The organism is Streptomyces sp. NPDC101151, assembly GCF_044768335.1.
Taxonomy (GTDB): domain Bacteria; phylum Actinomycetota; class Actinomycetes; order Streptomycetales; family Streptomycetaceae; genus Streptomyces.
In genome coordinates this window covers 24,649-50,019 of sequence record NZ_JBIWPP010000014.1, presented here as the reverse complement: position 1 = coordinate 50,019, position 25,371 = coordinate 24,649, and the positions used below count along the sequence as shown (strand labels likewise).

The window sequence follows — 25,371 nt, the reverse complement described above, 5'->3', positions numbered from 1 at the left end:
CACGCCATGGCCGCTCAGGCGTACCCCGCTCAGGGAGGTGACCGACACACAGGGCGATGTGATCCCTTCCGTAACTCCCCTACATTCCTGGGACGTTGTGGATCAGGGCTGGGGGGCAGGGCGGCGTTACGGTCATTCTCCGAACGGGCGCGGGCGACAGAGTTGCCGGTGCGACGGAGGAGCCGGATGCCGAGTCATCCCTCGCCCTCAGCAGAACGGCCTGCACGATGCCGTTCAGCCGCGCGATGTTCAGTGACCATGCCAAAACACGGCCCCTGGCGGCGCAGCCGCCGACAGCAGCCGGACGACCGTGCGGGCCTGCCGCGAACGACAGAGGACCTGCATGGGCCTCGTAGCCGAGAGCGCGCAGGCACACGGGCCGGACGACCTGCCCGCGCCGCGGCGACCCGCACGCGCGGTCATGCACCTCCCGCGTCCTGCATCCGCTCGCCCTCCGCCTGGGACGGCTCCGTCCTGGGGACGTCCGGGTGCTGCTCCACACCTGTGCGCTCGGCCGGCTCGTCGCGCTCGCCCTCGGCCTGGGAGGGAGTGCGTGAGTACAGATAGGCGTCGTAGTCCGAGGCTCCGGTCTTCATGACGGCCCCCTTTGCTCGCTCACCTTCCATGTTCCTCCGCGAACGGCAGCGGGGCGAGAGCAGTCGGATCGGTCCCGTACGGCGCCTGATCACCACGCCGCCGGCCGGCGGCCGGGCAGGCCCCCGAACGGGGTATCTCCCGTCGCCCTGCGTCGCTCGGCGCAGCCGTGCGGGGAATACATGGCGGAGGACTTCAGCACCTGTCGCCGTGAAAGGGAGGAAAATGTCCGAGGACGTTCTCCGCGAGAAAATGGCCAAGCTGTTCGGCGCCTACGACACCGACGGCAATGGATATCTCGAGCGCCGTGATTTCGAGATTCTGGCGGACAGGATCTGCAAGAATTTCTCGGACTCCGGTTCGACGCGGGCGGCCGCCGTCAGTGCCGTCTTCCAGGAGGTGTGGGAGGACATGGCCTCGCGGATCGACCTCGACGGCGACCAGCGGATCTCCCTCGATGAATTCATCACGGACAAGCTCGAGGCGGCTCGGGTCGGTGCTGACACCTCGCGCATCCGGAAGCGGGAAGACGTCAGAAGGCGTCTTTTCGAGGCGATGGACCGGGACCGGGACGGCAGGGTGAGCCTGGACGAACACCAGGGTTTCTTCGGGGCCTTCGGTGTCTCGGCCACCGATGCCGAGATCGCGTTCGCCAGGCTCGACGCGGACGGGGACGGTTTCCTGTCGGTCGACGAGATGGTCGAAGCGACCCTGGAATACAACACCAGCACGGACGCGCAGGCCGACAGCAGCGGCCTGCTCGGCCCCCTGAATTTCAGAAGTAGCAGGTAGAGCGCCCCTGACCGAGCCCCCGACTCTTCCCGGAGCCTGTCGAGCCGATCGGCTGCCGGCCGTTCCGCAGGCCGCCCGCGCCAGGCCGTCTCCCCTCGCCGACCACTCGGCCGTGGGACTCAGGGCGCGGGCGGCGTCCAGCCTCTGCGCGGTCGCGCAATCCCCGGAGCGCACCGCGCCGAAGCCGCCCCGCCGGATTCCGTCGCCCGCGTACCCGCGACCCGGCCGGCCCGGACCCGAGCTCGACGACGGGTCGCGGGCGGCCGACGTTCTGCAGCAGTGGCGGAGAGTCTGGCCGGTTCGCCCCGTCCGTACGCCACTCCAGCCGCTGAGTTGAAGACAGGAGCCAGCAGGGTAAGGCAATTCCCCATGCCTGCATAGAATGCGTCGCCACCGGCACCTCTAAATGATTAACCACTTTCAGCCAATCGAATCTTTTCGGCCATATTTCACGGCACTGGCCTCTTGTGATCGAATTGCGCCACAGGCCCGCCATCGCCGAATTCGAACGCCAACAGACCAATTGACGCATAACTTTGCAGGCCTTTACGCTTGACGCCGACCACGGGGGAACTTGGGCGGCGCACATCTGTCTTGTCCTGCTTCACCTCGGCCGTTCGGTGGGTTCAGTCGCCCGGCACGCGAAAGGGGTCGGCTCGGCTCGGGGGTGCCGTGTGGTGATCAGCAAACTCGACGGACCGCTTCTCTCTCGCGTGCAGGCTCTGAAGGAACTCGTCCGCCATGCCGACGAAGCTGCCGAACGAGCCGCGGCACAAACCGCTCCGTCGAGGAGCGAAGCGGCCGCGGCCGCACGGACCGCGGTCGAAGCCGTGAAGACCGCGGGCCAGGAACAGGTCAGGGTCCTGACACACCTCGAGGGAGACTCGGCGGCCGCCGAGAGTGCCGGACTGTGAATCGAATTCCGCACGGCACGGATCGCGGTCGGCAGGGTCGCGGTGGCCGACCTGGAAGAGGTGGCCGCGGTGACCGGCGTCGTCGCGATCCACAGTGACCAGCCGGTGAAGCCGCTTCGTCCGGACCACGCTGGACACGCTCCGGCACAGGCGCAGACGGAAAGCAGGCGCCCCGATATCACGCGGGACATATCCACCAGGGACGCCGCAGACACGCACGCCGAGGCCATGCCGCCGCTGCCCAGCGGCGTGAGCGGGAAAGGCGTGCTCGTCGGTGTCATCGACTCCGGAATCGACATCTACCACCCCGCCCTCATCAAGCCGGGCAGCAATCCTCCCCGGACCCGGATCGTCTCACTGTTCGACTTCACACTCCGCCAGACGCCCGCGACACCGGTCGTCGTCGACTTCACGGGCCGCTACGACGGCAGAACGGTCGAGGAGATCGACCCGAAACCCACGTTCACCGGGGGCACCACGCCCAAGATCGCCGTGAGGCGCGGCCGCGAGATCACCGAGGCCGAGATCAACGCCGCGCTTCAGGCGAATCCACGTGCCCCGTTCGTGTCCCGGGAGGGCACCGACCATGGCACACACGTCACCGGCATCGCGGCGGGCGTCGGCAAGGTGTCCCGTGGGTGCTGCAAACGTGATCAGCCGATCGGCGTCGCCCCCGACGCCGACCTTGCCATCGTCAGGGCCCTGACCAAGGCCGACATCGTCGGGGGCGCCGCGCACATCTTCGGCCAGTCCTGGCTCGCCCCCGGGGTGTTCAAGAAGCCGGCCGTCGTGAATGTGAGCCTCGGCCGCTTCGGCACCGCAGGCGACGGCTCCGACCGACCGACATCGGACTGGACGACCTGCTGGTGGGAACCCAGGCGTCCGCGCCCCGACGCCGTCCTGACCATCAGGTACACCGAGCGCGTCGGCGGCAAGCTCACCCTCTTCGAGGTGTCCTCCCTGGCCGACACCCTGCGCTCGCTGCTGACCACCGCGCGCCCCCTGCGCCCGACCGACCTGCGGGCCGCGGCCGGTTCGAGCCCGGGCGACGCGACCGACGACGAGGCCGTCACGGTGCCCAGGGAACGCCCCGCCGCCGTGCGCACGGCCCTCGACGCCCTCCGCAAGAGCGTCGACGCCTTCCTCCGCGACCTGACCCCGCTCTTCCCGGCACCGCCCGCCGTCCCCGCGCGCGGTGAACTCGTCTCCGGCATCGACGACTTCCTCTCCCGGTACTCCGGACTGGTGACGACAGGCGGCGGATTCGGGATGGTCCGCAGCGGCTGGGGCGAGGGCATCGAGTGGCGGCGGAGCGTGTGCGCGGACTTTCTGGCGGCCGTCGCCGTCGCCGCCGACCGGATGGCCCGCTCCCTCGCCGACGCCGACGCCCTCGTCCGGGCGTACGACAACCTGCCCCTCTCCACCCCGGACGAGCAGCGCTTCGGCCTTCTCGAACAGGCCGAACGGCTCCTGACCACCACGCCCACCAGCCCCCGTCCGTCCAGCCCGGCCCGGCTGCGCGCCACCGTGGCGGTCGAGGACGGCCGTACGAACTTCGCCGCCGTGACCCCCGACAGCACCGACCTGGCGCGGCTGGTCTTCCTGGAGTTCGCGCTCGTCTACAGCAACGACTGGTACCAGCTGCCCTGCGCCCTGCCGGCCGGGACGTATACCTCGATCCGCGGGCTCGCCGTGACCGACGTCTTCGGGGAGAAGCTGTGAACCACTCCCGCGGGGGCGGGCAGCGACGCCCAGTGGCAGCGCTGGTCGATGTTCACCCTCGACACCGTCGGTGAAGACGACGTTCCCGCCGACACCGGTCTGCTCCTGCCGCCGGGTGCCGTGGTGGTGGCCGACGGCCGGCCGCTGGAGGAGGTCGTCCTCGCGCGCGACGAGAGCGCCAACCTGGTGTGGGGAGTCGAGGCGACCGTGCCCACCGCCACCGGAGCGGCCAGGCGCGGCACCGAGATCTCCGCCGAGGAACTCGCCCACCGGTTGCGGCTGCGCACACCACCCACTGTGCCGGCACCGGCGGCGGCCGTCGCCTACCAGGCCATGAACTCCGTGCCGGAGCACTGGATCCCGTTCATCCCCGTGCATGTGCCCGGGCAGGACCGGGCGATCCGGTTGCAGCGCGCCGCGATGCCGAGCACCGTCACCGGCCTGCCCGTCCACCCGCGGACCTCACTGCTGCGGCAGGGCCTCGATCGAAGGCAGCAGTATTTCGTCAACGAGGAGGAGGTCCCGCAGACAGGCACCCGTCTCTGCCTGGCCTACAACCGTGCCCGTTGGCGTGACGGCCGCGTCTCGGTCTGGCTCGGCGCCCGCCGGGGCACCGGACCGCGGCGAGGGCTCCAGCGGGCTGGCCTTCGACTTCCTGGCGGACACGACGGAAACGGGTGGGGCGGGGAGCCCGTGAGGGGTGCCGGCCGGTGAGGAAGGGAGGGTCGGCCGACTGGACCTTCGCAGCCCCAACGGGCACCGTACATCCTCGGAGAACTCCGCCTGCCCCAGGCGGAGTTCCTCTCCATTGGTCGTACGGCTCCCCCAACTACCAAGGGCTGTCCTCATGTCGATCGCACCAGCTGTCCTGCGTCTGGCCGGAACAGTCGCGGGACTAGTGCTCGTGGCCGCGCAGACGACCACGGCGTCCGCCGCCCCACCGGCCCGCTCGCCCGCCCTCCACGCCCCTGCGAGGGACTCCGCCACCTGGTCCGCACCGCTGTCCACCCAAGGCCGCTACATCGTCGACGGGCAGGGCAACCGTTTCCGGCTCAAGGCCGCCAACTGGGACGGCGCACAAGGATCGTGGACGGGCAACGGCAGTGTCACCGACCCCGCCAACCATCACGCCGGCCAGAACTCCTACGGCATACCTCTCGGCCTCGACCGCGTCCCGCTGGACGGGCTGCTGGCCGACTTCCACGAGCTGGGGATCAACACCATCCGGCTGCCGTTCTCCAACGAGATGATCCACGGTACGACCCCCGTGCCCGACAGCGCCGTGGGCGCCAACCCCCGGCTGCGGGGCAAGACGCCGCTGCAGATCTATGACGCCGTCGTCGGTGCGCTCGGCGAGAGCGGGTTCGCCGTCATCCTCAACAACCACACCAACACGTCCCGATGGTGCTGCGGGATCGACGGCAACGAGCGGTGGAACACCGGGCAGTCCACTCGGCAGTGGGCCGACGACTGGGTCTTCATGGCCCGGCGCTATGCCTCCGTTCCCCGCGTCGTCGGGGCCGACCTGTACAACGAGGTCAGACGCAATGTGCTGGACGATCCCAACTGGGGCCTGGGCGACGACCACGACTGGTACTCCGCCGCCCAGCTCGCCGCCGACCGGATTCTCACCGAGGCCAACCCCCGTCTCCTCGTCGTCATCGAGGGTATCAACTGGACCGGCGTACCCGTCGACGGACTCCCGCACGGCCGGCCGGCGCTCACCCCTGCCCGCACGCTGTCGCACACCCTCGTCGACGCCCACAAGCTGGTCTACTCCGCCCACTTCTACGGCTACACCGGCCCGCACCACAGCGGTGCCACCGGCATCGGCGAGACCCACGATCCCCGCTACCAGGACCTGACCCGCGAGCAGTTGGACGCGGCGCTCGACGACGAGGCGTTCTTCGTCGAGGAGACCGGTCGGCACTACACGGCACCCGTCTGGGTCAGCGAGTTCGGCATCGGGACCAACGAGACGAACGCGGCGGCCCGTACCTGGTTCGGCAACATCACCGACTACCTCGCCGGCCATGACGCCGACTTCGCGTTCTGGCCGCTGGTGGGCTTCGAGGGCCACGACGACTGGTCGCTGCTGCGTTACGACAGCGCGGGGCACCGCACCGGCATCCTCGACTCCGGCGACTGGCGCGGTGCGGCATGGCAGCACCTGATGTCCGCGTCGAGCACGACCGGTCCCGTGGCGGACGTTCCCCTCTGGCGGATGCTCGGCACCGACCATGGTGACGCGGTGGAGTCGCTGCGTGTGCGGAGCGCGGGAGACTGGGATTCGGGAGCCCACAAGGCCGCCTGCCCCGACGGGTTGCGGCTGATCGGCCTGAGCCACACGACCGGCCGGGGCCTGTGCACCGACGCCGGCGCGACAGATCTGCGGACCGCGGAAGCGGGTCAGACGGTCGTCGCCGACGAGCGCTACGTTCCCGCGGGCGCCGACTGGGCGTCCGGGTACACCAAGCTCCAGTGCCCGCCGGGCGGTTTCCTGATCGGCTACAGCGTGCGTGGGGAACGTCTGTCGGCTGCCCTGTGCGTGCCGGCACGCACGGCTCTGTCGGGGAGCGGACGCACCGTGTGGTTCGACCGGTCCGACAACCGTCCCTCCGGCGCGGCGGGCGGCGACTTCGCCTACGGCGACTACAAGGGCCAGTGCGCGGTGAACGAGTACGCCGCCGGGATCGCCTTCACCACACGCGTCGGCAGCAGTCCGGGACCCGATGCACTGCTGTGCCGGACGCTTTCCTGAGTGAAACGACACGGGCAGGGGCGCTGTCCAGTGGGCCTACGGCACGAGGCTGTGCGAGGAGGCCGACTGGTCATGCGCCCCGGCGCTCACAGCCTTTCGGCATCAAGGAAACCGGCCCCTGCGGGCCCGGAACCCTTCCCCACCAGCGTCACCTGTTTGACCGGTGACGCGCTCTGTGCGACAGTCGACGCACGCGCCTACCATGGCGAGCGGGGCGGCGCGGAGGTCGACACCGAACCGCACGGAGGGCTTCAGATGATCAAGAGGCGCACCTTCAACACGGCTTTGAGCCTGGGCACCGGCGCGGCCGCTGCTTCCACGGCCGGCCTGCAGGGTCTCCCCACCGCCTCTGCCGCCACCGGAGACGGAGCCGGGACGAGGACGTCACCCACGGTCACCCCGGGTGCGCACACGTCGTTCGCCTCGCTGAAGCAGGTAAGGGCCGGTCTGCTGAACGTCGGCTACGCCGAGGCGGGCCCTGCCCACGGCCCCGTGGTCATCTGCCTGCACGGCTGGCCCTACGACATTCACAGCTTCGTGGACGTGGCCCCACTGCTGGCGTCGGAGGGCTACCGGGTGATCGTCCCGCACCTCCGCGGTCACGGCACGACGCGCTTCCTCTCCTCGCGGACGTTCCGCAACGCTCAGCAGTCGGCCATCGCGCTCGACATCATCGCCCTGATGGACGCCCTGAAGATCGACAAGGCCGTACTCGCCGGCTTCGACTGGGGGTCGCGGACCGCCGACATCATCGCGGCCCTGTGGCCCCAGCGCTGCAAGGCCCTGGTGTCGGTGAGCGGATATCTCATCACCAACCTCGAGGCCAATCTGCGGCCGCTGGCGCCCAAAGCCGAATACGCCTGGTGGTACCAGTACTACTTCGCCACGGAACGAGGACGCCTCGCCCTGGCGGACAAGGCCAAGCGCCACGAGCTGACCAGGCTCGTCTGGGACACCGTCTCCCCGACCTGGGACTTCGACGACGCCACGTTCGAGCGCACGGCCGCGGCTTTCGACAACCCCGACTACACCGACATCGTCATCCACAACTACCGGTGGCGACTCAGCCTCGCCGACGGCGAGCCCCGCTACGACGGATTCGAGAAGCGGCTCGCCGCACGGCCGGTCATCGACGTGCCGACCATCACCCTCGATCCCGAGCGCGACCCCTTCACGGCGCCGGGCAACGGAGCCGCGTACCGGGACAGGTTCAGCGGCGCATACGACCACCGCACCCTGGCGGGCATCGGCCACAACCTGCCGCAGGAGGCGCCCTCGGCCTTCGCACAGGCCGTCGTCGACGTGGACCACTTCTGATCGCATCAGCCAAGCGTCACCCACTTGAAGGGTGATGCAGTAGAGGAGCAGGGAGGACGACTGTGGAGAGCGACAACATCCTGGACGGCGCCGCCGCGGCACGCAACGCACGGTTCGGCAAGCTGCCCGAGCGCATCCGCTACGAGGACATGGTCGAGGAAAGGGCTGCGGGACCGAAGGACCCGACGGGCGACTCGCACTCCCCGGAAGGATCTTGGACTTCCTTTTCCTGCCTGGCCGCGGACCTGGGCCTCTGAGCCGCGGATTCCGGACGGACACGCGCCGGAAGCAGCCCCGGGAGCCGGCACCCTGCAGCCCCCGACGCACCTTGCAGGCCCCATCGTCACCTGTCAAGATGGTGATGTGAACCTGGAGCACGTCTTCGTCTGCGGACACCCCGCCCTCGACTTCGCCGCAACCCTCCGCGCGCGCCGCACGGTGGGCTTCGAGATGTTCGTGTCACCCGAGCGCCTGGACGCCTGGTACCTGGAGTCCGGCATCGTGGACGCCATCTCCCCCAGCCAGGACGTCGACGTCGAGCGGGCCGTGGCCGTACGCGAGGCTCTGTACCGCCTCGTCACCGCTCGCCGCCTCGGCGAGCCGTACGACGACGAAGCACTGGCCACGGTCAACGGCGCGGCCCGCAAGCCTCCCGCGACGCCCCAGCTCACCGCGACCGGGCGATGGACCGTCGCGGCCCCGGAAGCGGCCCTGTCCAGCGTGGTGAGGCAGGCCGTGGAGCTGCTGAGCGGGTCCGACGTACCGTTGCTCAAGGAATGCGGCAATCCTGAATGCACCCGCATCTACATCGACCGTTCCCGAGGCACGCGCCGCCAGTGGTGCGGCATGGAGTCCTGCGGTAACAAGATCAAGGCAGCCGCCTACCGGGCCCGCAAGAAGCAGGCACCGACCGAGGACGCCCACTGAAGCCGGCAGCGAGCACCAGGAGGAGCCTCCGCATGATGTCGCTCGATCTCCATCCCCTCTTCCGCAACAACCGCGACATCGAACTGGCGCTGCGTCAGTTCGTCTTCAAGGCCAACCACGCGGGCGAGCCTGTTGCGGAGATCATCCCGGGCAAGGGAACAGGACAGCTCAAGGCTCGCGTCCTCGCGTTCCTCGATCAGAAGCACATCAGGAAGCTGTACGTCCGCCGGGAGGTCGACTCCGGCAACACCGGGCGCATTCTCGTCCACTTCAAGTGAGCTGTCGTCCATGGCCACGGCCGTCGATCAGTCGACGAACTCCATGGCCGGGTAGCGGGGTGAGGGCCCGTTCAGCAACTGGCCGTGCCGCCCGCGCAGCCAGTGGTCGAAGAAGGCGGATACGTAGGCCTCGTTGGTGCGGACAGCCGTGGTCGGGTCGATCGTGCCGATGTCCTGTGTCCGGGTGGCCGGTGACAGATCCAGCTGCGGGAGCAGAACCTCCGCGTCCGTGAAGGAAGCGTGCTCGGACCCGCGCAGCCTGAGCTGACGGCTCCAGCCGGGTGTGTGGGCCCGGAACGCGGTCCAGCCGGGACCCGTGTCCGTGGGGCCGTCCTTGCCCATCAGCAGGAACGGCCGGGTGAGCCCGTGCTCGGCCACCGGCATCAGTGTGCCGTCGAAGTCGGTCAGGTTGCCGTCCATGTTGATGCCGGCGGTGATCCGCGGGTCGGCGTCCATGGCAGTCGCCGTCGCGGTGCCGCCCATCGAGTGGCCGAACATGCCCACCTTGGACAGATCGAGAGAGCCGGCGAGGCCGCAGGGCAGTGGGCGGCCGTCCACGTCGGGGTTCCGGCCGGCGTTCAACGAGCCCAACTCGTCCAGCACGAAGCTGGTGTCGGTGTTCCGGATACCGAGAGCCTTCTTGATGAATGCGTCGGGATCGGTCGGCGTGACCATGGTGGCCAACGAGCCGTCGGGGAACTCCACTTCCGGGGACTCGTAGGTGTTGTCGATGGTGACCACCACATAGCCTCGAGCGGCGAGGTCCGCCACCAGAGTGGTGCCCCAGGTGCGAGGCTCGCCCAGACCCGGGGAGTAGATCAGCACCGGCCGCTTCCTGCCGGCGTCGGCGACCGGCGCACCCTGTGAGGCGTGCGTGACCGTGGCTGCCCAGTCGGTCTGTCCGACCGGCAGCCCCATCCCCAGATAGTCGTTGGCGGTCACCGAGTCGAAGTGGGCCGCCGCACTGGGCAGCATGTAGGGCGCGGCCGGACGTCCGGCTGCTCGGGCCGTGGGGTAGTAGACACTGACCATCAGCTCGCGGCTGTCCCTGCCCGGCTGCCAAGGGTCGTGGCGGGAGGTGTCGGACAGGTGCAGGTTCACTTCGCCGACCTGGAAGCTGCCCGTGGGAACCGGTAACCGCATCCGGGCAGGAGGCGCGGCCGACCCGCGTCGTATCGCGGCTTGAGCGGGAAGAACCGCGATCAGCGAGCTGATGATCAGGACCGCGCAGACGGCCACTGCCCGCAGGCCGTGCTGCTGCTGGAGTCGACGCTTGGTCGGCTGTGCCTTCGTCATACCGCCCATCGTGCAGGCCCTGATCCCGCCCGCGCATCGGGGACATCCCCCACTCGAACCCGGACAGTGGCGTGTCAGTGCGCTGTCAGCGCCTCCTGTCACTCTTCTTCATGTGAACGGCACGGGAAACCGGAAGCCGGACGCAGGGAGAGGTGCCCGGAGTGGTTGATCGGGGACCAGCGAGCACGCCTCGAGGTCGGGCCCCCCGGGGCCCACGCAGGTTCGAATCCTGCCCTCTCCGCACCGATGTACCAGCGCGCCACCACGTAGTAGTCACTTGTCCTGATGCGCCACCACGTAGTCACTGATCACGTACTGGGCTTCGTCGTCAGCGGCGTTCACCGACCAGTCCACGGTGATGCGCACCGGATACCCGGTGGTCGAATACTCCGCCTCCGCCGTGTCCGCGCCGTCACGGCGGGCCTGTTCGAGCTCCCTCACCAGTGCGCCGATGGTGGGCACCGTCCCGGGCGACCGCCGCACCACACCGCGGCCCTGCTCGTCCAGACCCACCGCATGCATCACCTTCCCTTCGCGCACGGTCACCCTGAAGCTCCCGATCAGGAGTCGCTCTCCCCCGGTCGACTTCAGGGTGTACGTGTACGCGGAAGGCTCTCTCCAGGCAGTACTTTCCTTCGCCTGTCCGAGGGACTCGGACTCCCCCTGGCACGCGGTGGTTGCCCAGACAAGCCCGGCGATCAATGCGAGACGCGGCAGCGGGAACCGGGGAACGAGACGGACGGATGCCATGTTCGGGCCTTTCACTTCGCCGGCTGTTTCTCCTCCGACGTCGCAGGAGCTCGGAGCGTTCAGAGCACCGTCCTGAGCCTCGGTTCATGGCACGCCGAACCGCCGTGCCGACTACACCAGGAAGGCGTTGACCCGGCCCGCCGCGATCTGCTTCTTGCCCGTCACCGGCTGTGCGACCGCCGGCTGGGGCTCGGAGGAGTTGACGCTCCAGCGGTATCCCGCGAAGAGGGATGTGTCGGGGTCGGCGTAGAAGATCATGTGGCCGTAGCCCACGCCGCTGTGCTCGGTGTAGGCGCTGTTGTCGTCGGCGAGCTCGGCGCGGGTGTCGGGGTAGGAACGGTAGCGGTCGACACTGGACGCGCTGCTGCGGTCCGGGCCTCCGTGGGGGCTGTTGGTGCAGTCGACGATCTGGAAGAGGTGCGGGACCACCCCGGTGATGCCGAGCTTGCTGTCGACGGAGGAAGTCAGAGTGCCCAGGTAGGCACGGATCAGCACGGTGTGCCCGGTGTACGGGGTGCTCTTGACGGCGGGGTCGTAGTCCCAGGCCACGATGTCCCCGGGACGCAGGTTCACCGGCTTGGTCACCGGGTCGAAGTGCGGCACGTCGGAAGCGTTGAGGAAACCGGCCTGCAGATCCTCGGCGTTGGGGAAGGAGGAGGTGCGGGTCGAGCCGTCCTTCGGCGGAAAATACTGATTGAAGTACGACGGGGTGGCCCAGCCGTACGCGGTGTCGGCGCCGTAGGAGCGCTGCAGCAACGACGTCATGAACGAGGCGCACTGGGAGAGGTTCTCGAACTCCTCAGGATGTCCCGGACGGCCCCAGGTCACCTGGGTTCTGCCGAGATTCTCCCCGTCGGCCTGTTCGACGTTGTAGCGATTGTGGTCCCACTGTCCCGCACGGAGCCGCAGATACTCCACCAGCGTCTCGGCCTCCAGCAGATGCGGCGGCTTGAGCTTGTAGAGCGCGGAGGCCGCCGGCTCGGCCGCGGCGGCGCGGTCGGGTGAAACCAGTGACCCCGCAGATGCCGCGAGCGCCAAACCGGCACTCCCGGCCAGCAGATGACGACGGGAAGGGCGGGAAGGACGGGAAAAGGACGTGGACAAGACGACTCCCTCGGTGTGGACGCTACGCATGTTAAGCGGGTGATGCGGACGCCCTTGGTGATCAGCTGTGGGACCGCGTCAGGGCTTGGCGGGCGAGCGGCGGCGTACAGCCGCGATCAGGAGCCCGCCGAAGCCCGCGGCGGCAGCCGCGGCCCCGGCCATGAGCGAGGTGCCGGCGGATCCCGTGGCGGCCAGGCTGCCGCCCGTGGAACTGCCGGTGGCACCAGAGCCGCTGGTTGGGTCACCCGTCGACGAGCCGCCCGATGTCGAGCCCGTCGTTCCCGTACCGCCGGCGACCTGGCCCTGCGGGTGGTTGCCGTCGCCGCCCGTCGTGGAACCGCCGTCCTCCCCGTCGCCGCCGGTGCCGCCGCCGCCCGAGGTGCCGGGGTCGGGCTTGTCGGCGCCGGGCACGTCGATGATGAGCCGGGCCGTGTCGTTCGCGGAGTTGTGGTCGTACGCCGGGTGGATGTCGTACACCGAGGTCGCCTTGACCTCGCCCTCGGTGTCCTGCGCGGTCGCCTTGAGCCGTAGTACGAAGGTGTAGGTGAGCGTCCGACCGACCTCCAGGATGTGGTCGGCGGGCCAGCAGACGTATTGGGGCTTGCCCGGTGCGGAGGGTCCGGTCGGGCCGTCGATGCCGAACGGCTCGCAGTCCTTGGGCACGTCCACGGCGACCGTGCCGGCCGGAATCCGGACCAGGAGTGCCGCGTGGTCGTCGCTGTCCTGGTTCTGGATCCATCCCGGTCCGTCGTTGCGCAGGGTCGCCTCGAGGGTCACGGTGCTGCCGGCGCGTGCCTCGACCCGGTCACCGACCGCGGCGAGGTCGGCCGTGTTGTCGGCGGTCAGGGTCAGGCGCCGGTAACTGTCGTCGAAGCCTTCCCCCGGCTCCTCGCCCGTGCGTCCGGTGCCGTATTCGACGGCCTCCATCAAGGCGTCGGGCAGCGCCCGGAACCGTACGGGGGCGGTGACGGAGGCACCTGGCTCGATGACCGTGTCGAATGTGCACAAGGCCTGCCTGACCTGGTCCTCGACGGTCGAGTAGGTGCAGCCGGCCACGGGGGCGGGGAATTCGAGTCCACGTGTGAGCCGGATCCGGAACACCACGCCGTCCGCGGCCGCCGTGCCCTTGTTGGTGATGGTGACGGACTCCTCGTACATCTCTCCCGGCTCGGGAGCGCTGCCCGGCAGCGTCGAGACCACCAGGTCAGGACCGGTCTCGGCGGCGTGCGCCGCGGGGGCGAGAGCGACGGGGACGGCTGCGGCGATCGCGACAGCCGCGATGAAGGCGGCCGACGGGCGGCTGTGCACGCGCAAGACGGAACTCCTCGTGGGGGGGCGGACGGTGACCCGGCCGTTTGCGGCCTGGCCATGTACTGGACATCCGAAGGGACCAGGAGGTTGTGGTGATCGCTACGAGAGGCGGCTGCCGGCCGCCGACGGCTCCCCCCGACGGCGCCGTCCTGGCCCTGTGCACCGACGGGCTGGTGGAAAAGCCCGGCACGGACGCCGCCGATACCACGTCCGACCTCTCGGACGCCTTCTCGGACACCTCGTGGACACCGCGGACGATGACCTCAAGCACCTCACGGACAGCCTCATCCACCGCGCCCGGCCCGGCGGTCAGTGCACGGACGACGTCATGGTGCTCCTGCTGCGGGCAGCGCACAGCAGCCAACTCACCCCGATGGCATGAAAGTTGATGTGCGAAACTGTCGTGGTCCGCTCGCGGGTGAGGCGTGGCGGTCATCGAGAGGAGCGCGGTGTGAGACGGGACGGCGGCTTCAGCGTCGGAGAGATCGACACCAGCAGGCCGCACCCGGCCCGGATCTACGACTACCTCCTGGGCGGCAAGGACAACTACGAGGTGGACCAGCGGGCCGGCGAGGAACTCGCCGCCGCCGCGCCCGAGGTGCGCATCGGCCTGCAGGCCAACCGCGCCTTCCTGCAGCGCGCCGTCCGGTACGTCGTCGGCAACGGAGTGCGCCAGATCCTCGACATCGGCACCGGGCTGCCCACCTCGCCGAACGTGCACCAGATCGCACACGAGCTGGCACCGGACGTGCGCGTGGCCTACGTCGACAACGATCCCATCGTGGCCGCGCACGCCAACGCGCTGCTCAGCAGCTCCGGCGCGACCAGCGTCGTGCTCGCCGACGTACGCGACCCGCAGACCGTCGTGAACCACCCCGACGTCCGCCGGGCCATCGACTTCGACCGGCCCGTCGCGCTGCTCCTCGTCGCCGTCCTCCACTTCCTCACCGACGCGGAGCAGCCCGAGCAGGCGGTCGCCACCCTGCGCGACGCGCTGCCGGCCGGCAGTTTCCTGGTGCTCTCGCACGCCACCGGCGACTTCGCCGACCGCCGCGCGGCCCAGGCCGTCTACAGCAAGGCCACCGCCACGCTGAACCTGCGGTCCCGCGGCGAGGTCGAGCGGTTCTTCGACGGCTTCGAACTGGTCGAGCCCGGCCTTGCCCAGGTGCCGTTCTGGCGCCCGGACACCCCGCCACCGCCGAGGTCCGAAGAGATCGGCTTCTACGGAGGGGTGGCCCACAGGACCGGGTGACCTAAGGGAGTGCGCGCGGTCGGACACCGACGAACCGGCCGGAGCGATGCGGCAGGCGCCGTCGTCACCGGCGTCCGGCTCACGCCGAGTCCCGCACGATCAGCTCCGGATCGAACACGACCGACGTGGGCGCGGTGCGCGTGCCGTGGATGTGCTGGCCGAGGAGGCGGGCCATTTCGGCGGCCATGTTCTCCACGGGCTGGCGGACGGTGGTGAGCTGGGGTCGGCAGGTGAGCGCGACCGTGGAGTCGTCGAAGCCGACGTCGCAGCAGCAGTGGTACACCCGTGACAGCGCCGTCGGGAGCTGGCTCAACAGCGTGTGGAACATGGTCTTCTCAGGCGTCCAGGGCGCCCCGGCGCAGAGCTTCCCGAATCCGCCGTACACCATCCTCGACACCACCCCCGTCTCCCGCGAGAAGCCGTTCCTGTACGTCGGCGGCAGCGAGTTCCGGGTCTTCCTGCCGGAGCTGCGGACGAACGCCCGCGGTGTCACCTGGGGCAACGGCACCCCGAGGGGCACGTCCCTGCCGCTGTCGCAGTTCTACGTCGCAAAGCCGGGAGTCAGCGCGGCGACGCTCAACCAGGCCCTCGCACAGGGACTTCATCTGCTGGTGACACCGGGCATCTACCACGTGGACCAGCCGATCCGGGTGAACCGCGCGGGCACCGTGGTGCTGGGCCTGGGCTACGCGACCCTCGTCCCCGACAACGGGACCACGGTTGTGAAGGTGGCCGACGTCGACGGCGTTCGGCTCGCCGGGTTCCTGATCGATGCCGGGCCGGTCAACTCCGCGACCCTGCTGGAGGTCGGCCCGGCAGGCGCGTCGAGGGACCACTCGGCCAACCCCGCCACCGTGCAGGACGTCTTCGTGCGCATCGGCGGCGCGGGCACCGGCAGGGCGACCACGAGCATGGTGATCAACAACCGTCACACCATCGTCGACCACACCTGGGTATGGCGCGCCGACCACGGCACCGGTGTCGGCTGGAACACCAACCGCGCCGACTACGGAGTCGTGGTCAACGGCGACGACGTGCTGTGCACCGGTCTGTTCGTCGAGCACTTCAACAAGTACGACGTGCAGTGAAACGGCCAGCGGGGCCGCACGGTCTTCTTCCAGAAGGAGAAGGCGTACGACGCCCCGAGCCAGGCCGCCGTCCAGAACGGTTCCGTCAAGGGCTACGCGGCCTACAAGGTCGCAGACGGCGTCACCGCGCACGAGGGCTGGGGCCTGGGCAGTTACTGCTGCTACAACGTCGACCCGTCCATCGTGCAGCACCACGGCTTCGCCGCGCCGAACCGTCCGGGCGTGAAGTTCCACAACCTGCTGGTGGTCTCACTCGGCGGCAACGGCCAGTACGAGCACGTGATCAACGAGACGGGCTCCCCGACCTCGGGCACGTCCACGACGCCGTCGACCGTGGTGTCGTACCCGTGACGCCGGTACCGCGCTGATTCCCGGCCGGATTGCGGATCCCGGGCGGTCGTTGCCGGCCTGTGGGCCGATCAGGGACCCGGTCGGCGGGCGGCCGGACCGCGGCGAGCACCCACTGTCGCCGGCCGCCTGAGCCGGGGTCTCCGGCACTCCCGCCGTGCGGGTCTCCGGCGGGCGCGGTTCCGCTGTCGGCCCGCCGGATCCGGGTTCATCACCCGCGCCCTCCGCGTGTGACGGACGCGGACGGCTTTCGCCACACGAACACCTCGGTGCTGGGGCCTCGTTCGCTGAACCGGCCCGCCGGGGAGCAGGAGCGCAGCAGCCGGCGCAGGTCGGCTTCGAAGGCGTCTCGGTGCGGTCCGAACAGGCCGGGAGCCGAGGAGGACATGGAGAAGGCCCAGGCGACTACGTCGTCCTCGCCGCGTTCCAGCACCTGCCCGCCGGGGACGACATGCCGTTCGGGTCCCAGGAAACCGGCCCGGCCGAACACGGCCGCTTCCCCTCCGGGTGTCCCCTAGGGGAGCACTCCGCGCCCGGCACGGCGGACCGGCCCCAGGTACGACCGGACCAGTTCGCCGATGGCCGGGTACGGCGCAACCGGATACGGCAGGCCCACCGCGTCCAGCCGCTCACCCTTCAGGTCCGAGACGTGCACCAGCGCTCCCCCGGGCCGGAGCATGCCGTGCACGGTGGCCGCCACCAGGTCGCGGTCCATCCAGTGGAAGGACTGGGCGAAGGCCGCCACGGTGAAGGTGCCGAGGTCCGCCGGAAGTTCCTCGGCGCGCATCCGCACCCAGCGTGTCTTCGCGGTCGTTCCCCGATCGGCGGCCCGGCGGGCGGCTTCGCCGAGCATGCCGGGGTCGGGGTCCAGACCGACGACTTCGCCGAACAGGTGTGAGAGGGGCACGGCCAGGGTGCCGGGTCCGCATCCCACGTCGAGGAGCCGCCCGGTCCCGTCGAGTGCGAGCACGTCGGCCAACCGGGACACGAGGGCGGGGGCGTACGGCGGCCTGCCGTGCTCGTAGTAGGCGGCGGTCCCCGCGAACAGGGTTTCGTCCCATACCCAGCCTTCGGCCACCGCAGGCTCCTCCGCTTCCGTTCCCGGGCTCGTGGCACGACACCAAGCACCCAAGGAGACCCCTTCTGCACATCCCGGTCCTGAGCGACGGTAAAGTTGATCGCCATGAGTGACAACGTGTACTTCGACATCAGCATCAACGACGAGCCGGCCGGCCGGATCGTCTTCAAGCTCTTCGACGACGTGGTCCCCAAGACCGCCACGAACTTCCGTGAGCTGGCCACCGGCAAGCACGGCTTCGGTTACGCAGGCTCCTCGTTCCACCGGGTCATCCCGCAGTTCATGCTCCAGGGCGGCGACTTCACCCGAGGTGACGGCACCGGCGGCAAGAGCATCTACGGCGAGAAGTTCGCCGACGAGAACTTCTCCCTCAAGCACGACCGTCCGTTCCTGCTGAGCATGGCGAACGCGGGCAAGAACACCAACGGCTCGCAGTTCTTCATCACCACGGTCATCACGGACTGGCTCGACGGCAAGCACGTCGTCTTCGGCGAGGTCGTCGAGGGCGAGGACCTCGTCAAGCGCATCGAGTCCCTCGGCAGCCGCAGCGGCTCGACCAACGCGAAGATCACGATTTCCGAGAGCGGCACGGTCTGACGGACGCTCTCCCGCGTGAGCGGGTGACGTAATCGACCCGGTGATGACGCCGGTCGGTCCTCATCTGGCCGGCTGTCTCACCGGGCGTCCTGCTTTTCCGGGCCTCAGTGGGCGAAGAGCGTGCTGGCCAGTACGACGTGGACGGTGGTGCCGCCGAGGATGCTCAGCAGGGAGTTGCGGCGCCACAGGTGCAGGCCGACCGTGACGGTCAGGGCCGCCAGGGGGGCCGCCACGCGGGCGTGGGTCAGCGGTAGGTCGCGCAGGCAGTAGACGACCAGGATCACCATGATCCCGGCGGGCATGCGTGTGCTGAGGTACTGGATGGTGCCACTCGCGCGCAGCGGGGCGAGGGCGGCGAAGGGCAGGGCACGCAGGGCCCAGGTCACGGCGGCGGAGACGAGGACCGCGGCGACGCGGTAGGTCGTGTCAGGCATGGCTCGGCTTCCTGCGGACGATGCGGCGGCGGGCCAGGAGCCTGGCGGTGAACAGGGCGAAGGCGACCGGCAGCAGCTGGCCGGGGAACACCAGCCGGGCGGCGAGGGCGCTGAGGAGTGCGAGCGCCGGGGTCGGCAGATCGCCCCGCCGGTCGCGGACGGCGTCCAGCGCCAGCACGGTGAACAGGGCGGTCAGCGCGAAGTCCAGCCCCGTGACGCTGTCCGGGACGAGGGAGCCGAGCAGGGCTCCGCCGATGGCGCCCCCGGCCCAGTACAGGTGCATGTAGAGCTGCAGCCAGAGGATGCGCCGGCTGGACCAGGAGCGGGCCCGGTGCCCGGCGGTCAGGGCGTACGCCTCGTCGCACAGGGCGAACGTGCTGTAGGTCTTGCCGAGACGGCCCTTCACGCGGTGCAGCGGGAAGGACAGTGCGTAGAAGACGTGCCGCAGGTTCACCAGGAACGCGGACACCGCGACGGAGACCAGCGGTGCGCCGGCGGCGACCAAGCCGATCAGCAGGAACTCGAACGACCCGCCGTAGATCAGCGCGCTGGACAGACCCGCCCACCACCAGCCGACACCGGAGTGGGCGACGAGCACCCCGAAGGCGATGCCGAGCGGGACGAAGCCCAGGCCCACGGAGGCGGAGTCCTCGAACGCGGCCCGCGCCTCGGAGGGCGTCCGGGACGGCGGCCCGGGCGTGGGCCGGTCGACGGCGACGGCGACGGCGGTGGTTGCTCGCATGGAGACATTTTAGGAAGAATGTCACGTCATATGGTTGCCGATAATGTCCGTAGGATGGCTTCGTGCGCAATGAAGTGAAACTCGATTCCATCGACCGGGACATTCTGTTTCACCTGCGTCAGGACGGGCGGCTGACCAACGTCGAGCTGGCCCAGCGGGTGGGGCTGACCCCGCCGCCGTGCCTGCGCCGGGTCAAGCGGCTGGAGGAGGCGGGTGTCATCGCCGGGTACCGGGCCGTCGTCGATCCCGAGGCCCTCGGCCGTGGGCTTGAGGTCCTCATCGACGTCGAGGTCAGCGCCAACGACCGCACGACGTTCCTGGAGTTCGAGGACACCGTGGCCGCCTACGACGAGGTGATCGAGTTCCGGCGCATGTACGGTCGCCCCGACTACTTCGTCCGTGTCGCCGTCGCCGACCACGCCGCCTACGAGTCCTTCCTCACCGAGAAGCTCAGCGGCCTGAGCTGCGTCCTGCGCATCGACTCCCACCTGACCATGAAGACCATCAAGGCGGGATCATGCCTCGCCCGCGGTGAGCAAGCGCACCTGTAAGTGCTCACCTGCATCTCGACTCCGAGATCGACCGTGCACGCCGCCGGGCCACCATCGTCGCCTCCGCCATGGTCGTCCTGCGGACCTGACCCCCACTCCCTCCCCCGGAGCCCTTCATGAACGTCGTCGTCTTCGGCGCGTCCGGCATGGTCGGACACGGCGTGCTGCGCGCCTGCCTGCTGGATCCCGCCGTCACCCGTGTCCTGGTGGTGAGCCGCCGCCCGCTCGGCATCAGTCACCCCAAGCTGCACGAGCTGGTCCACCAGGACTTCACCGACCTGTCCCCGCTCGCCGGGCAACTGACCGGCCTGGCCGCCTGCTTCTACTGCCTCGGCATCTCGGCCGGCGGCCGCGGCGAGGCCGACTACACGCGCGTCACCTACGACTACGCCCTCGCCGCCGCCCGCACCCTGTGCGCGGACAACCCCCGGCTCACCTTCACCTACGTCTCCGGGGAAGGCACCGACAGCAGCGAGGAGGGCCGCACCATGTGGGCCCGCGTCAAGGGACGCACGGAGAACGCGCTGCTGGCGATGCCGATGAACGCGTACATGTTCCGCCCCGGCTACATCCAGCCCCGCCACGGCGCCGTCTCCAGGACCCCCGCCTACCGCCTTCTCTACACGCTCACGGCGTGGCTCTACCCGCTGCTGCACCGCATCGCGCCCGGCCACACCACGACCACCGAGCATCTCGGCCGCGCCATGCTCGCGGTGACCCGCCCCGGGACGGCCGACCGGCGGATCCTGTACAGCCGGGACATCAATCGGCTGGGTGCCTGACACTCGTATCGGTTCGGCGGTTCCGGTTCTTCGGATCCCCGGCCCTCGGCATGTCCGGCCGGGCGATTCGGTCACTTTCGTCCGATCATGTCACCAGGGATTCAGCGAGAGCCGCCCGCGCGATGCCGACGGCACACAATCGTTGGCGACGAGCACGATGCGGCGAGCACGGGAGGGACCCGTGAGTCAGTGGCGGCGCGGCCTCCACCGCGCTTGGGAGTGGCTCGGTCTGCGCATCCTGCTCCGACGCGGCCGCGATCTGGAGCTGATGCACCGGGCCATGGGGTTCGCCACGCTCGCCCTGGTGACGCTGGCCCCACTGCTGATCGTGGTCGCCGCGGCCGATCCACTGGTGCGGGGCGGCTTCGCGTCGTGGCTCACCGACGGCATGGGGCTGTCCGGGCAGTCCGCCGACGCGCTCACCGGCATCATCAGTCCGCCGCGCAAGGTCGTAGGCACCACCAGTGTGCTGAGCCTGGTCCTGCTCGCCGTGTTCGGTGTGTCCTTCGCAGGCAGTATCCAGAACGGTTACGAGCGCGTCTGGGGCCTCGCGTCCGGCCCCTGGCACCGGGTCTGGCGGCAGGCGACCTGGCTTGCGGTGCTGACCGCCTACCTCTATCAGGAGGTACTGACCCGGACGGCGCTGCAGGGGATGGAGCGGGTCGCGCTGTCCGTGGTGAGCGCGGTTCTCTTCTTCTGGTGGGGCCAGCGCTTCCTGCTGGGGGGCCAGGTCCACTGGCGCACCCTGCTGCCGGGTGCGCTCGCCACCGTCGGCGGCCTGGCCGGTCTCAGAGCCTTCTCGTCCCTCGTCTTCACCCCGCTCATCGTCACCAACGCACTGAACTACGGTGCGGTAGGAACGGTGCTGGTGGTGGAGTCGTGGCTGATCGGCGTCGGGTTCGTCGTCTACGGGGGCGCGCTGTTCGGCCGCTGGTTCTGCGAGCACCACTGGACGCCGTCCCACGAGGAGTGAGCGACCCGTCGGGCGGCCGAAGCCACGACCGTCGCCGCCTCGACATTGCGCGCCAGGCGCTCAGCACGTGTACGACGGTGCGGTACTCCCCTGGTGAGAGGCCGGCGCCGGCCATCTCCCGGAGGGCGACGACGCGTTCGGTGACGGCGACCGGACGGGCGCTGCCCTCGGGCGGTGAGCACGAGGCGGCCCGGGGCGCGGCGCATCGACCAGCCGTCGGCGAGGACGGTGGCGACCGCGGCGGCCAAGGCGGTGCTGTCCGCGCCGACCGCCGCTTCATGACAGGGCGGGCTCCTGCGGGTTCGGAGCGAGCAGGGCGGGCCAGTCCTGGGCGGCGGCCCACTCCGCAAAGGTGTGCCAGCCCACCTCGGGGTGGGCGCGGCGCAGGCCGGTGACGTCGACGTCGAGACCGGTACTGGTGAAGTAGGCGAACATCGCCGCGAGGTCGCGCGAGTGGGTGCGCACGTAGGACAAGGGCACCTCGCGGTGCGTGACAGGGCGGCCCGTGGCGGCCGACACGACGGTGGCGATCTCGGCCGCGGTGAGTTCGTCGGAGGCGATGTCGATACGACGGCCGGTGAACGCGGCCCGGCGCTGCAGGACCAGGGCCGCGAACGCGCCGATGTCGTCGGCGGGGATGAGCGTCAGGGAGCGGTCGGCCGGCATGGGCCAGGCGAAGGTGTTCTCGCGCAGGCCCTCCAACGTCCAGCCGGAGGCGAAGTTGTCCATGAAGGCCGCCGGGGCGATGACCGTCCAGGGGACGCCCGTCATCCGGAGGTGGCGCTCGATCTCGTCCTTGCTGTCGTAGTGCGGGATGCCCGTGCCGCGGTCGGCGTGCGCAGCCGAGGTGAACACGATGTGGCCGACCCCGGCGGCGGCCGCCGCATCGAGCAGGGCCTTGCCCTGGCGGACCTCGGCGGCGGTGTCCGTGCCGAACGGGGTCGTCACCGCGAAGAGGGAGTCGGCGCCTGCGAGGGCGGCGTCGAGGGACGGGAGGTCGTCGAAGTCGGCGCATCTGACGTCCGCACCGAGCCGGCGCAGAACCGCGGCCGCCGGCGAGGCGGGGGTGCGGGTGAGGGCACGGACGCGGTGGCCGGCGGCCAGCACGGCGCGGGCCGTGGCACCGCCCTGGGCGCCGGTCGCGCCGGTGACGGCGATGGTGAGCATGTGGCTCCTTGGGAGGGTCCGGGATGAGTGAGCAAAGGGCAGCGCAAGGCACAACTTTGCCTGCGCCACACATTGACTGCGTTACGAAGAAGAATAGGCACACATCTTCGCTGTGTCACGCAGATAAACCCTGAGGGGGTGGATCACCCCCGGGCCCGGCGCCCGTGGCGCGCAACCCGTGACCCGTGCCCCGTCCGCGAACAGATGGCACAGCGAGCCACATCGCGATGGCGGAGTCCACTCCCCGGCCGTCCCCGTCTGATCACCCGTCCCGGCGGTGGCGGTGGCGGTGGCGGTGGCGGTGGCGGTGGCGGACAAGTAGAGCGTTGTGGCAGGCCACCGCATCTTTCGCAATCGCGGAGGCGCTCACCAAGGCCGCCGAGCGCGGCGGTGGCGGACGGGCGGCCGTACGGCCGGAACGCGTGCGCACCGCGCTGTGTGCCGCCCTCCGGCCCGTCACGGCATGCAGTCACCCGAGCCCGTGAACTCCGGGACGCCGCTGTTGCCGGCGAACACGGCGACGGACCAACGGGTGTACTGCCACTTCTTGTTGCTGCTGTACTCGGAGACCAGCTTCCGACAGGCGGTCGTGGTGACGACGTCCTGGAAGTTGGCCCGCTGGGCGCGGCCGATCAGCGTCGCGCTGGAGTCGTAGATCCACACGTACGCGGCCTTCTCGACTGGATCGAAGCCCAGGCTGATCTCGTTGTCCGCGGCTGCGGGATCCACGCCGTTCCCCTCGGCGACCCGCACCTTCCAGGCCGCGGTGATGGCCTTGTCGGTGGCGTCGGCGACACGGATCTCCGCCTTGTCGCTGCTCGGTATCTCCGCGGTCGCGATACCGGACTCGTCCCCCTGCCATTGTCCGGCGACCTGCGTGTAACACCCGTCGGTGGCCTCGCCGAAACCGAGGATGTCCGCCTCGGGATCGGTGTCGGAGTCCTTCCAGAAGACCGCGTAGCGCCCGTACGGCCAGGCGGTGGGGTCGTCCTTGAGCCGGCGTGCGAGGGCGGTACAGGCGGCCATCTCCCCGCTTCTGCGGAACACTTCCTGCTGCTCCTCGGGAAGCTGGGAGACCGGGCCGCCCGTCACCATCAGCGTCTGCGCGCCCTTGTTGAAGGTGACCGTGGGCTCCATGAAGTCCATGTCCTTGGTGGCGAGCATGGCCTTCATCCCCTCCCGGACCGCGGCCGCGACGCCCTTCTCGGTCGCGGTGCTCGCGCCCGCGCTGAGTCTCCACTCGTCGTCGAGGGGCTGGGTCTCGTCATCGGCTCGGGTGTAGGCGGGGTGGGGCACACCGGCGAGCGGGTCGACCGGGACGGGCGCTCTGCGCGGATCGACCGCCGGCTCCGTCGCCCCGTCGGGCACTGCGGATTCGGTGCGCGGTGCCGTGCTGTCCCCGTGTGCGGCGCGGGACGCAGAGGCCGTTGCCGCGGAGGCCGTGGAGCCCTTGTTCCCTCCGGCGTTGTCGTGACCTCCGATGGGGAAGGCGACGGCGGCGCCGACGAGGCCTCCGGCCACGGCCGCGGCGGCGAGGACGATCGCAATGGTCCGCTTGCGGGAGGAGGGCGTTGCCGGGGCGTGCCAGCGGGGGTCGTCGAGGGTGGGCATGTCCCACTGGGCCATGACCGTTCCACCAGCGGGCGGTGACTGCGGGCCCGCTTCGCCTCCGACCACCTGGGTGGCCTGCGAGGCGAGCAGCCGTGCGCATTCCTCCGCCGCCGTGGCGGCCCGTATCCGGTCGGCGGGCTGCTTGGCGAGGGCCGTCCGCACGACCTCCCGCAACTCCTCGGGAACTCCGTCCAGGTCGGGCTCCCCCGACATGACGCGGAACGCGACCGCGTCCGGCGCGCCACCGCCGAACGGGAGACGGCCCGTTGCGGCGAAGGCCACCAGCGCACCCCAGGCGAACATGTCGCCCTCGGGCCCGGCGGTGCCGTCGCGGTAGTACTCGGGGCTGATCCAGCCAGGTGTACCGGTGAGGACGCCGGTCCGGGTCACGCTGGTGCCGTCGGCGGCGTGTGCGATGCCGAAGTCCAGCACGCGGGGGCCGGCGGGCGTGAGGATGACGTTCTGCGGCTTCACGTCACGGTGGACCACACCGGCCTCGTGGATGGCCGCCAGCGCCTGGGCCGTCCCCGTCGCCAAGGCGTACAAGGTGCCGCCCGTGAGCGGGCCGTGCTGGGCCAGGTGCTGGCTGAGGGTGGGGCCGGGAGCATAGGCGGTCGCCAGCCAGGGCGCGGCGGCCTCGGGGTCGGCGGCGAGCAGGGGCACGAGGAAGGGCCCCTGCACACGGGCGGAGAGCTGCACTTCACGGCGGAACCGGGCCCGGAACTCCGGGTCCTGGGCCTGCGCGGAGTGGATCACCTTGACCGCGACCCTGAGCCCGTCGACGGTGAGGCCGGCGTGGACCGTACCCATGCCGCCCGAGCCGAGACGGCCGATGATGCGGTACGGCCCGATGCCGGAGGGGTCGCCGGGGTGGGCGGGCTGAACCCGCCCGCCGGCACCAGGTGCGCTCACGGAACTCCCCCCAGGAGCATGCAAACAGACGGTGCGGAAGATGTGGAGAATGTGTATATCACGCAGGTGG

General features: G+C 70.0%; 23 protein-coding genes and 4 pseudogenes. 16 read left to right on the top strand and 11 right to left on the bottom strand.

Features of this window, described 5'->3' with window-relative positions:
• Positions 1-419 precede the first annotated feature (419 nt).
• Complete coding sequence (locus tag ACIRU3_RS24925; RefSeq protein WP_404060081.1) at positions 420-596, bottom strand: hypothetical protein; 177 nt, start codon at positions 594-596, stop codon at positions 420-422.
• 223 nt (positions 597-819) lie between these two features.
• On the opposite strand from ACIRU3_RS24925, the gene ACIRU3_RS24920 reads away from it, so the two are divergent.
• The 8 genes from ACIRU3_RS24920 to ACIRU3_RS24885 all read left to right on the top strand — a co-directional run bounded on the left by ACIRU3_RS24920 (position 820) and on the right by ACIRU3_RS24885 (position 9,305).
• Positions 820-1,386 (top strand): EF-hand domain-containing protein, encoded by a 567-nt coding sequence (locus tag ACIRU3_RS24920; RefSeq protein ID WP_404060079.1) that lies wholly within the window; start codon positions 820-822, stop codon positions 1,384-1,386.
• A gap of 956 nt (positions 1,387-2,342) precedes the next feature.
• Positions 2,343-4,022 carry a S8 family serine peptidase gene (locus ACIRU3_RS24915; RefSeq protein ID WP_404060077.1) on the top strand — a complete coding sequence of 560 codons (1,680 nt, stop codon included), beginning with the start codon at positions 2,343-2,345 and terminating at the stop codon, positions 4,020-4,022.
• A gap of 48 nt (positions 4,023-4,070) precedes the next feature.
• Positions 4,071-4,736, top strand: a complete 666-nt coding sequence (locus ACIRU3_RS24910) for a hypothetical protein (RefSeq protein WP_404060075.1) — start codon at positions 4,071-4,073, stop codon at positions 4,734-4,736.
• A 133-nt stretch (positions 4,737-4,869) separates the two neighbouring features.
• Positions 4,870-6,783 carry a glycoside hydrolase family 5 protein gene (locus tag ACIRU3_RS24905; RefSeq protein WP_404060072.1) on the top strand — a complete coding sequence of 638 codons (1,914 nt, stop codon included), beginning with the start codon at positions 4,870-4,872 and terminating at the stop codon, positions 6,781-6,783.
• A 255-nt stretch (positions 6,784-7,038) separates the two neighbouring features.
• Positions 7,039-8,100 (top strand): alpha/beta fold hydrolase, encoded by a 1,062-nt coding sequence (locus ACIRU3_RS24900; RefSeq protein ID WP_404060070.1) that lies wholly within the window; start codon positions 7,039-7,041, stop codon positions 8,098-8,100.
• A gap of 62 nt (positions 8,101-8,162) precedes the next feature.
• Positions 8,163-8,357 (top strand): hypothetical protein, encoded by a 195-nt coding sequence (locus tag ACIRU3_RS24895; protein ID WP_404060068.1) that lies wholly within the window; start codon positions 8,163-8,165, stop codon positions 8,355-8,357.
• Between the two features lie 106 nt (positions 8,358-8,463).
• Positions 8,464-9,027: a CGNR zinc finger domain-containing protein gene (locus ACIRU3_RS24890; RefSeq protein ID WP_404060066.1), complete on the top strand. Its 564-nt coding sequence runs from the start codon at positions 8,464-8,466 to the stop codon at positions 9,025-9,027.
• Positions 9,028-9,059: 32 nt separating this feature from the next.
• Positions 9,060-9,305 (top strand): Smr/MutS family protein, encoded by a 246-nt coding sequence (locus ACIRU3_RS24885; RefSeq protein WP_404060064.1) that lies wholly within the window; start codon positions 9,060-9,062, stop codon positions 9,303-9,305.
• Positions 9,306-9,332: 27 nt separating this feature from the next.
• Here the strand turns inward: ACIRU3_RS24885 and ACIRU3_RS24880 are convergent, their stop codons facing one another.
• On the bottom strand, positions 9,333-10,601 hold the full coding sequence (locus ACIRU3_RS24880; protein WP_404060061.1) for an alpha/beta hydrolase family protein: 1,269 nt from the start codon (positions 10,599-10,601) through the stop codon (positions 9,333-9,335).
• A 146-nt stretch (positions 10,602-10,747) separates the two neighbouring features.
• Between ACIRU3_RS24880 and ACIRU3_RS24875 the strand changes: the two are divergent.
• Positions 10,748-10,842, top strand: a pseudogene (locus ACIRU3_RS24875).
• A gap of 32 nt (positions 10,843-10,874) precedes the next feature.
• On the opposite strand, the gene ACIRU3_RS24870 reads toward ACIRU3_RS24875, so the two are convergent.
• From ACIRU3_RS24870 to ACIRU3_RS24860, 3 genes are all read right to left on the bottom strand, one after another.
• A complete protein-coding gene (locus ACIRU3_RS24870; RefSeq protein ID WP_404060419.1) occupies positions 10,875-11,351 on the bottom strand; it encodes a DUF6174 domain-containing protein in 477 nt (158 codons plus the stop codon).
• Positions 11,352-11,462: 111 nt separating this feature from the next.
• Positions 11,463-12,389, bottom strand: coding sequence for a hypothetical protein (locus tag ACIRU3_RS24865; RefSeq protein ID WP_404060059.1), 927 nt, complete (start codon positions 12,387-12,389; stop codon positions 11,463-11,465).
• Positions 12,390-12,533: 144 nt separating this feature from the next.
• Positions 12,534-13,763 carry a hypothetical protein gene (locus ACIRU3_RS24860; protein WP_404060416.1) on the bottom strand — a complete coding sequence of 410 codons (1,230 nt, stop codon included), beginning with the start codon at positions 13,761-13,763 and terminating at the stop codon, positions 12,534-12,536.
• Positions 13,764-14,007: 244 nt separating this feature from the next.
• On the opposite strand from ACIRU3_RS24860, the gene ACIRU3_RS24855 reads away from it, so the two are divergent.
• Both ACIRU3_RS24855 and ACIRU3_RS24850 read left to right on the top strand, forming a co-directional pair.
• Complete coding sequence (locus tag ACIRU3_RS24855) at positions 14,008-14,148, top strand: hypothetical protein (RefSeq protein WP_404060057.1); 141 nt, start codon at positions 14,008-14,010, stop codon at positions 14,146-14,148.
• A 69-nt stretch (positions 14,149-14,217) separates the two neighbouring features.
• On the top strand, positions 14,218-15,018 hold the full coding sequence (locus ACIRU3_RS24850) for an SAM-dependent methyltransferase (RefSeq protein ID WP_404060054.1): 801 nt from the start codon (positions 14,218-14,220) through the stop codon (positions 15,016-15,018).
• Between the two features lie 79 nt (positions 15,019-15,097).
• Here ACIRU3_RS24850 and ACIRU3_RS24845 read toward each other — a convergent pair.
• Positions 15,098-15,280, bottom strand: a pseudogene (locus ACIRU3_RS24845) (substrate-binding domain-containing protein); the annotation flags it as partial.
• Here ACIRU3_RS24845 and ACIRU3_RS24840 point away from each other — a divergent pair.
• Positions 15,276-16,457, top strand: a pseudogene (locus ACIRU3_RS24840) (coagulation factor 5/8 type domain-containing protein); the annotation flags it as partial. The pseudogenes ACIRU3_RS24845 and ACIRU3_RS24840 overlap by 5 nt on opposite strands.
• 208 nt (positions 16,458-16,665) lie before the next feature.
• Here the strand turns inward: ACIRU3_RS24840 and ACIRU3_RS24835 are convergent.
• A pseudogene (locus tag ACIRU3_RS24835) lies at positions 16,666-17,532 on the bottom strand (class I SAM-dependent methyltransferase).
• Positions 17,533-17,637: 105 nt separating this feature from the next.
• Here ACIRU3_RS24835 and ACIRU3_RS24830 point away from each other — a divergent pair.
• A complete protein-coding gene (locus ACIRU3_RS24830) occupies positions 17,638-18,129 on the top strand; it encodes a peptidylprolyl isomerase (RefSeq protein WP_404060052.1) in 492 nt (163 codons plus the stop codon).
• Positions 18,130-18,233: 104 nt separating this feature from the next.
• Here the strand turns inward: ACIRU3_RS24830 and ACIRU3_RS24825 are convergent, their stop codons facing one another.
• Complete coding sequence (locus ACIRU3_RS24825) at positions 18,234-18,563, bottom strand: branched-chain amino acid transporter permease (RefSeq protein ID WP_404060049.1); 330 nt, start codon at positions 18,561-18,563, stop codon at positions 18,234-18,236.
• Entirely contained in the window at positions 18,556-19,305 is a 750-nt protein-coding gene (locus tag ACIRU3_RS24820) for an AzlC family ABC transporter permease (protein WP_404060046.1), read from the bottom strand. The genes ACIRU3_RS24825 and ACIRU3_RS24820 overlap by 8 nt, the downstream gene beginning before the upstream one ends.
• Positions 19,306-19,367: 62 nt before the next feature.
• On the opposite strand from ACIRU3_RS24820, the gene ACIRU3_RS24815 reads away from it, so the two are divergent.
• The 3 genes from ACIRU3_RS24815 (at position 19,368) to ACIRU3_RS24805 (ending at position 21,611) form a co-directional block, all read left to right on the top strand.
• Positions 19,368-19,856, top strand: a complete 489-nt coding sequence (locus ACIRU3_RS24815) for an Lrp/AsnC family transcriptional regulator (protein ID WP_404060044.1) — start codon at positions 19,368-19,370, stop codon at positions 19,854-19,856.
• Positions 19,857-19,972: 116 nt separating this feature from the next.
• Complete coding sequence (locus ACIRU3_RS24810; protein ID WP_404060041.1) at positions 19,973-20,638, top strand: epimerase; 666 nt, start codon at positions 19,973-19,975, stop codon at positions 20,636-20,638.
• Between the two features lie 157 nt (positions 20,639-20,795).
• Positions 20,796-21,611: a ribonuclease BN gene (locus ACIRU3_RS24805; protein WP_404060039.1), complete on the top strand. Its 816-nt coding sequence runs from the start codon at positions 20,796-20,798 to the stop codon at positions 21,609-21,611.
• A gap of 276 nt (positions 21,612-21,887) precedes the next feature.
• Here ACIRU3_RS24805 and ACIRU3_RS24800 read toward each other — a convergent pair whose 3' ends face one another.
• Positions 21,888-22,778, bottom strand: coding sequence for an NmrA/HSCARG family protein (locus ACIRU3_RS24800; protein WP_404060037.1), 891 nt, complete (start codon positions 22,776-22,778; stop codon positions 21,888-21,890).
• Between the two features lie 456 nt (positions 22,779-23,234).
• The gene (locus ACIRU3_RS24795; protein WP_404060034.1) at positions 23,235-25,301 is read right to left on the bottom strand and encodes a protein kinase; all 2,067 of its coding nucleotides are present in this window, start codon (positions 25,299-25,301) and stop codon (positions 23,235-23,237) included.
• Positions 25,302-25,371 lie beyond the last annotated feature (70 nt).

Excerpts from the sequence above, each read along its gene's own strand:
- ACIRU3_RS24870 (WP_404060419.1), bottom strand. The coding sequence starts at position 11,351 with ATGGCATCCGTCCGTCTCGTTCCCCGGTTCCCGCTGCCGCGTCTCGCA.
- ACIRU3_RS24910 (WP_404060075.1), top strand. The coding sequence starts at position 4,071 with ATGTTCACCCTCGACACCGTCGGTGAAGACGACGTTCCCGCCGACACC.
- ACIRU3_RS24800 (WP_404060037.1), bottom strand. The coding sequence starts at position 22,778 with ATGCTCACCATCGCCGTCACCGGCGCGACCGGCGCCCAGGGCGGTGCC.
- ACIRU3_RS24905 (WP_404060072.1), top strand. The coding sequence starts at position 4,870 with ATGTCGATCGCACCAGCTGTCCTGCGTCTGGCCGGAACAGTCGCGGGA.
- ACIRU3_RS24810 (WP_404060041.1), top strand. The coding sequence starts at position 19,973 with ATGAACGTCGTCGTCTTCGGCGCGTCCGGCATGGTCGGACACGGCGTG.
- ACIRU3_RS24925 (WP_404060081.1), bottom strand. The coding sequence starts at position 596 with ATGAAGACCGGAGCCTCGGACTACGACGCCTATCTGTACTCACGCACT.
- ACIRU3_RS24830 (WP_404060052.1), top strand. The coding sequence starts at position 17,638 with ATGAGTGACAACGTGTACTTCGACATCAGCATCAACGACGAGCCGGCC.
- ACIRU3_RS24920 (WP_404060079.1), top strand. The coding sequence starts at position 820 with ATGTCCGAGGACGTTCTCCGCGAGAAAATGGCCAAGCTGTTCGGCGCC.
- ACIRU3_RS24885 (WP_404060064.1), top strand. The coding sequence starts at position 9,060 with ATGATGTCGCTCGATCTCCATCCCCTCTTCCGCAACAACCGCGACATC.
- ACIRU3_RS24900 (WP_404060070.1), top strand. The coding sequence starts at position 7,039 with ATGATCAAGAGGCGCACCTTCAACACGGCTTTGAGCCTGGGCACCGGC.
- ACIRU3_RS24820 (WP_404060046.1), bottom strand. The coding sequence starts at position 19,305 with ATGCGAGCAACCACCGCCGTCGCCGTCGCCGTCGACCGGCCCACGCCC.
- ACIRU3_RS24805 (WP_404060039.1), top strand. The coding sequence starts at position 20,796 with ATGCGGCGAGCACGGGAGGGACCCGTGAGTCAGTGGCGGCGCGGCCTC.
- ACIRU3_RS24880 (WP_404060061.1), bottom strand. The coding sequence starts at position 10,601 with ATGACGAAGGCACAGCCGACCAAGCGTCGACTCCAGCAGCAGCACGGC.
- ACIRU3_RS24825 (WP_404060049.1), bottom strand. The coding sequence starts at position 18,563 with ATGCCTGACACGACCTACCGCGTCGCCGCGGTCCTCGTCTCCGCCGCC.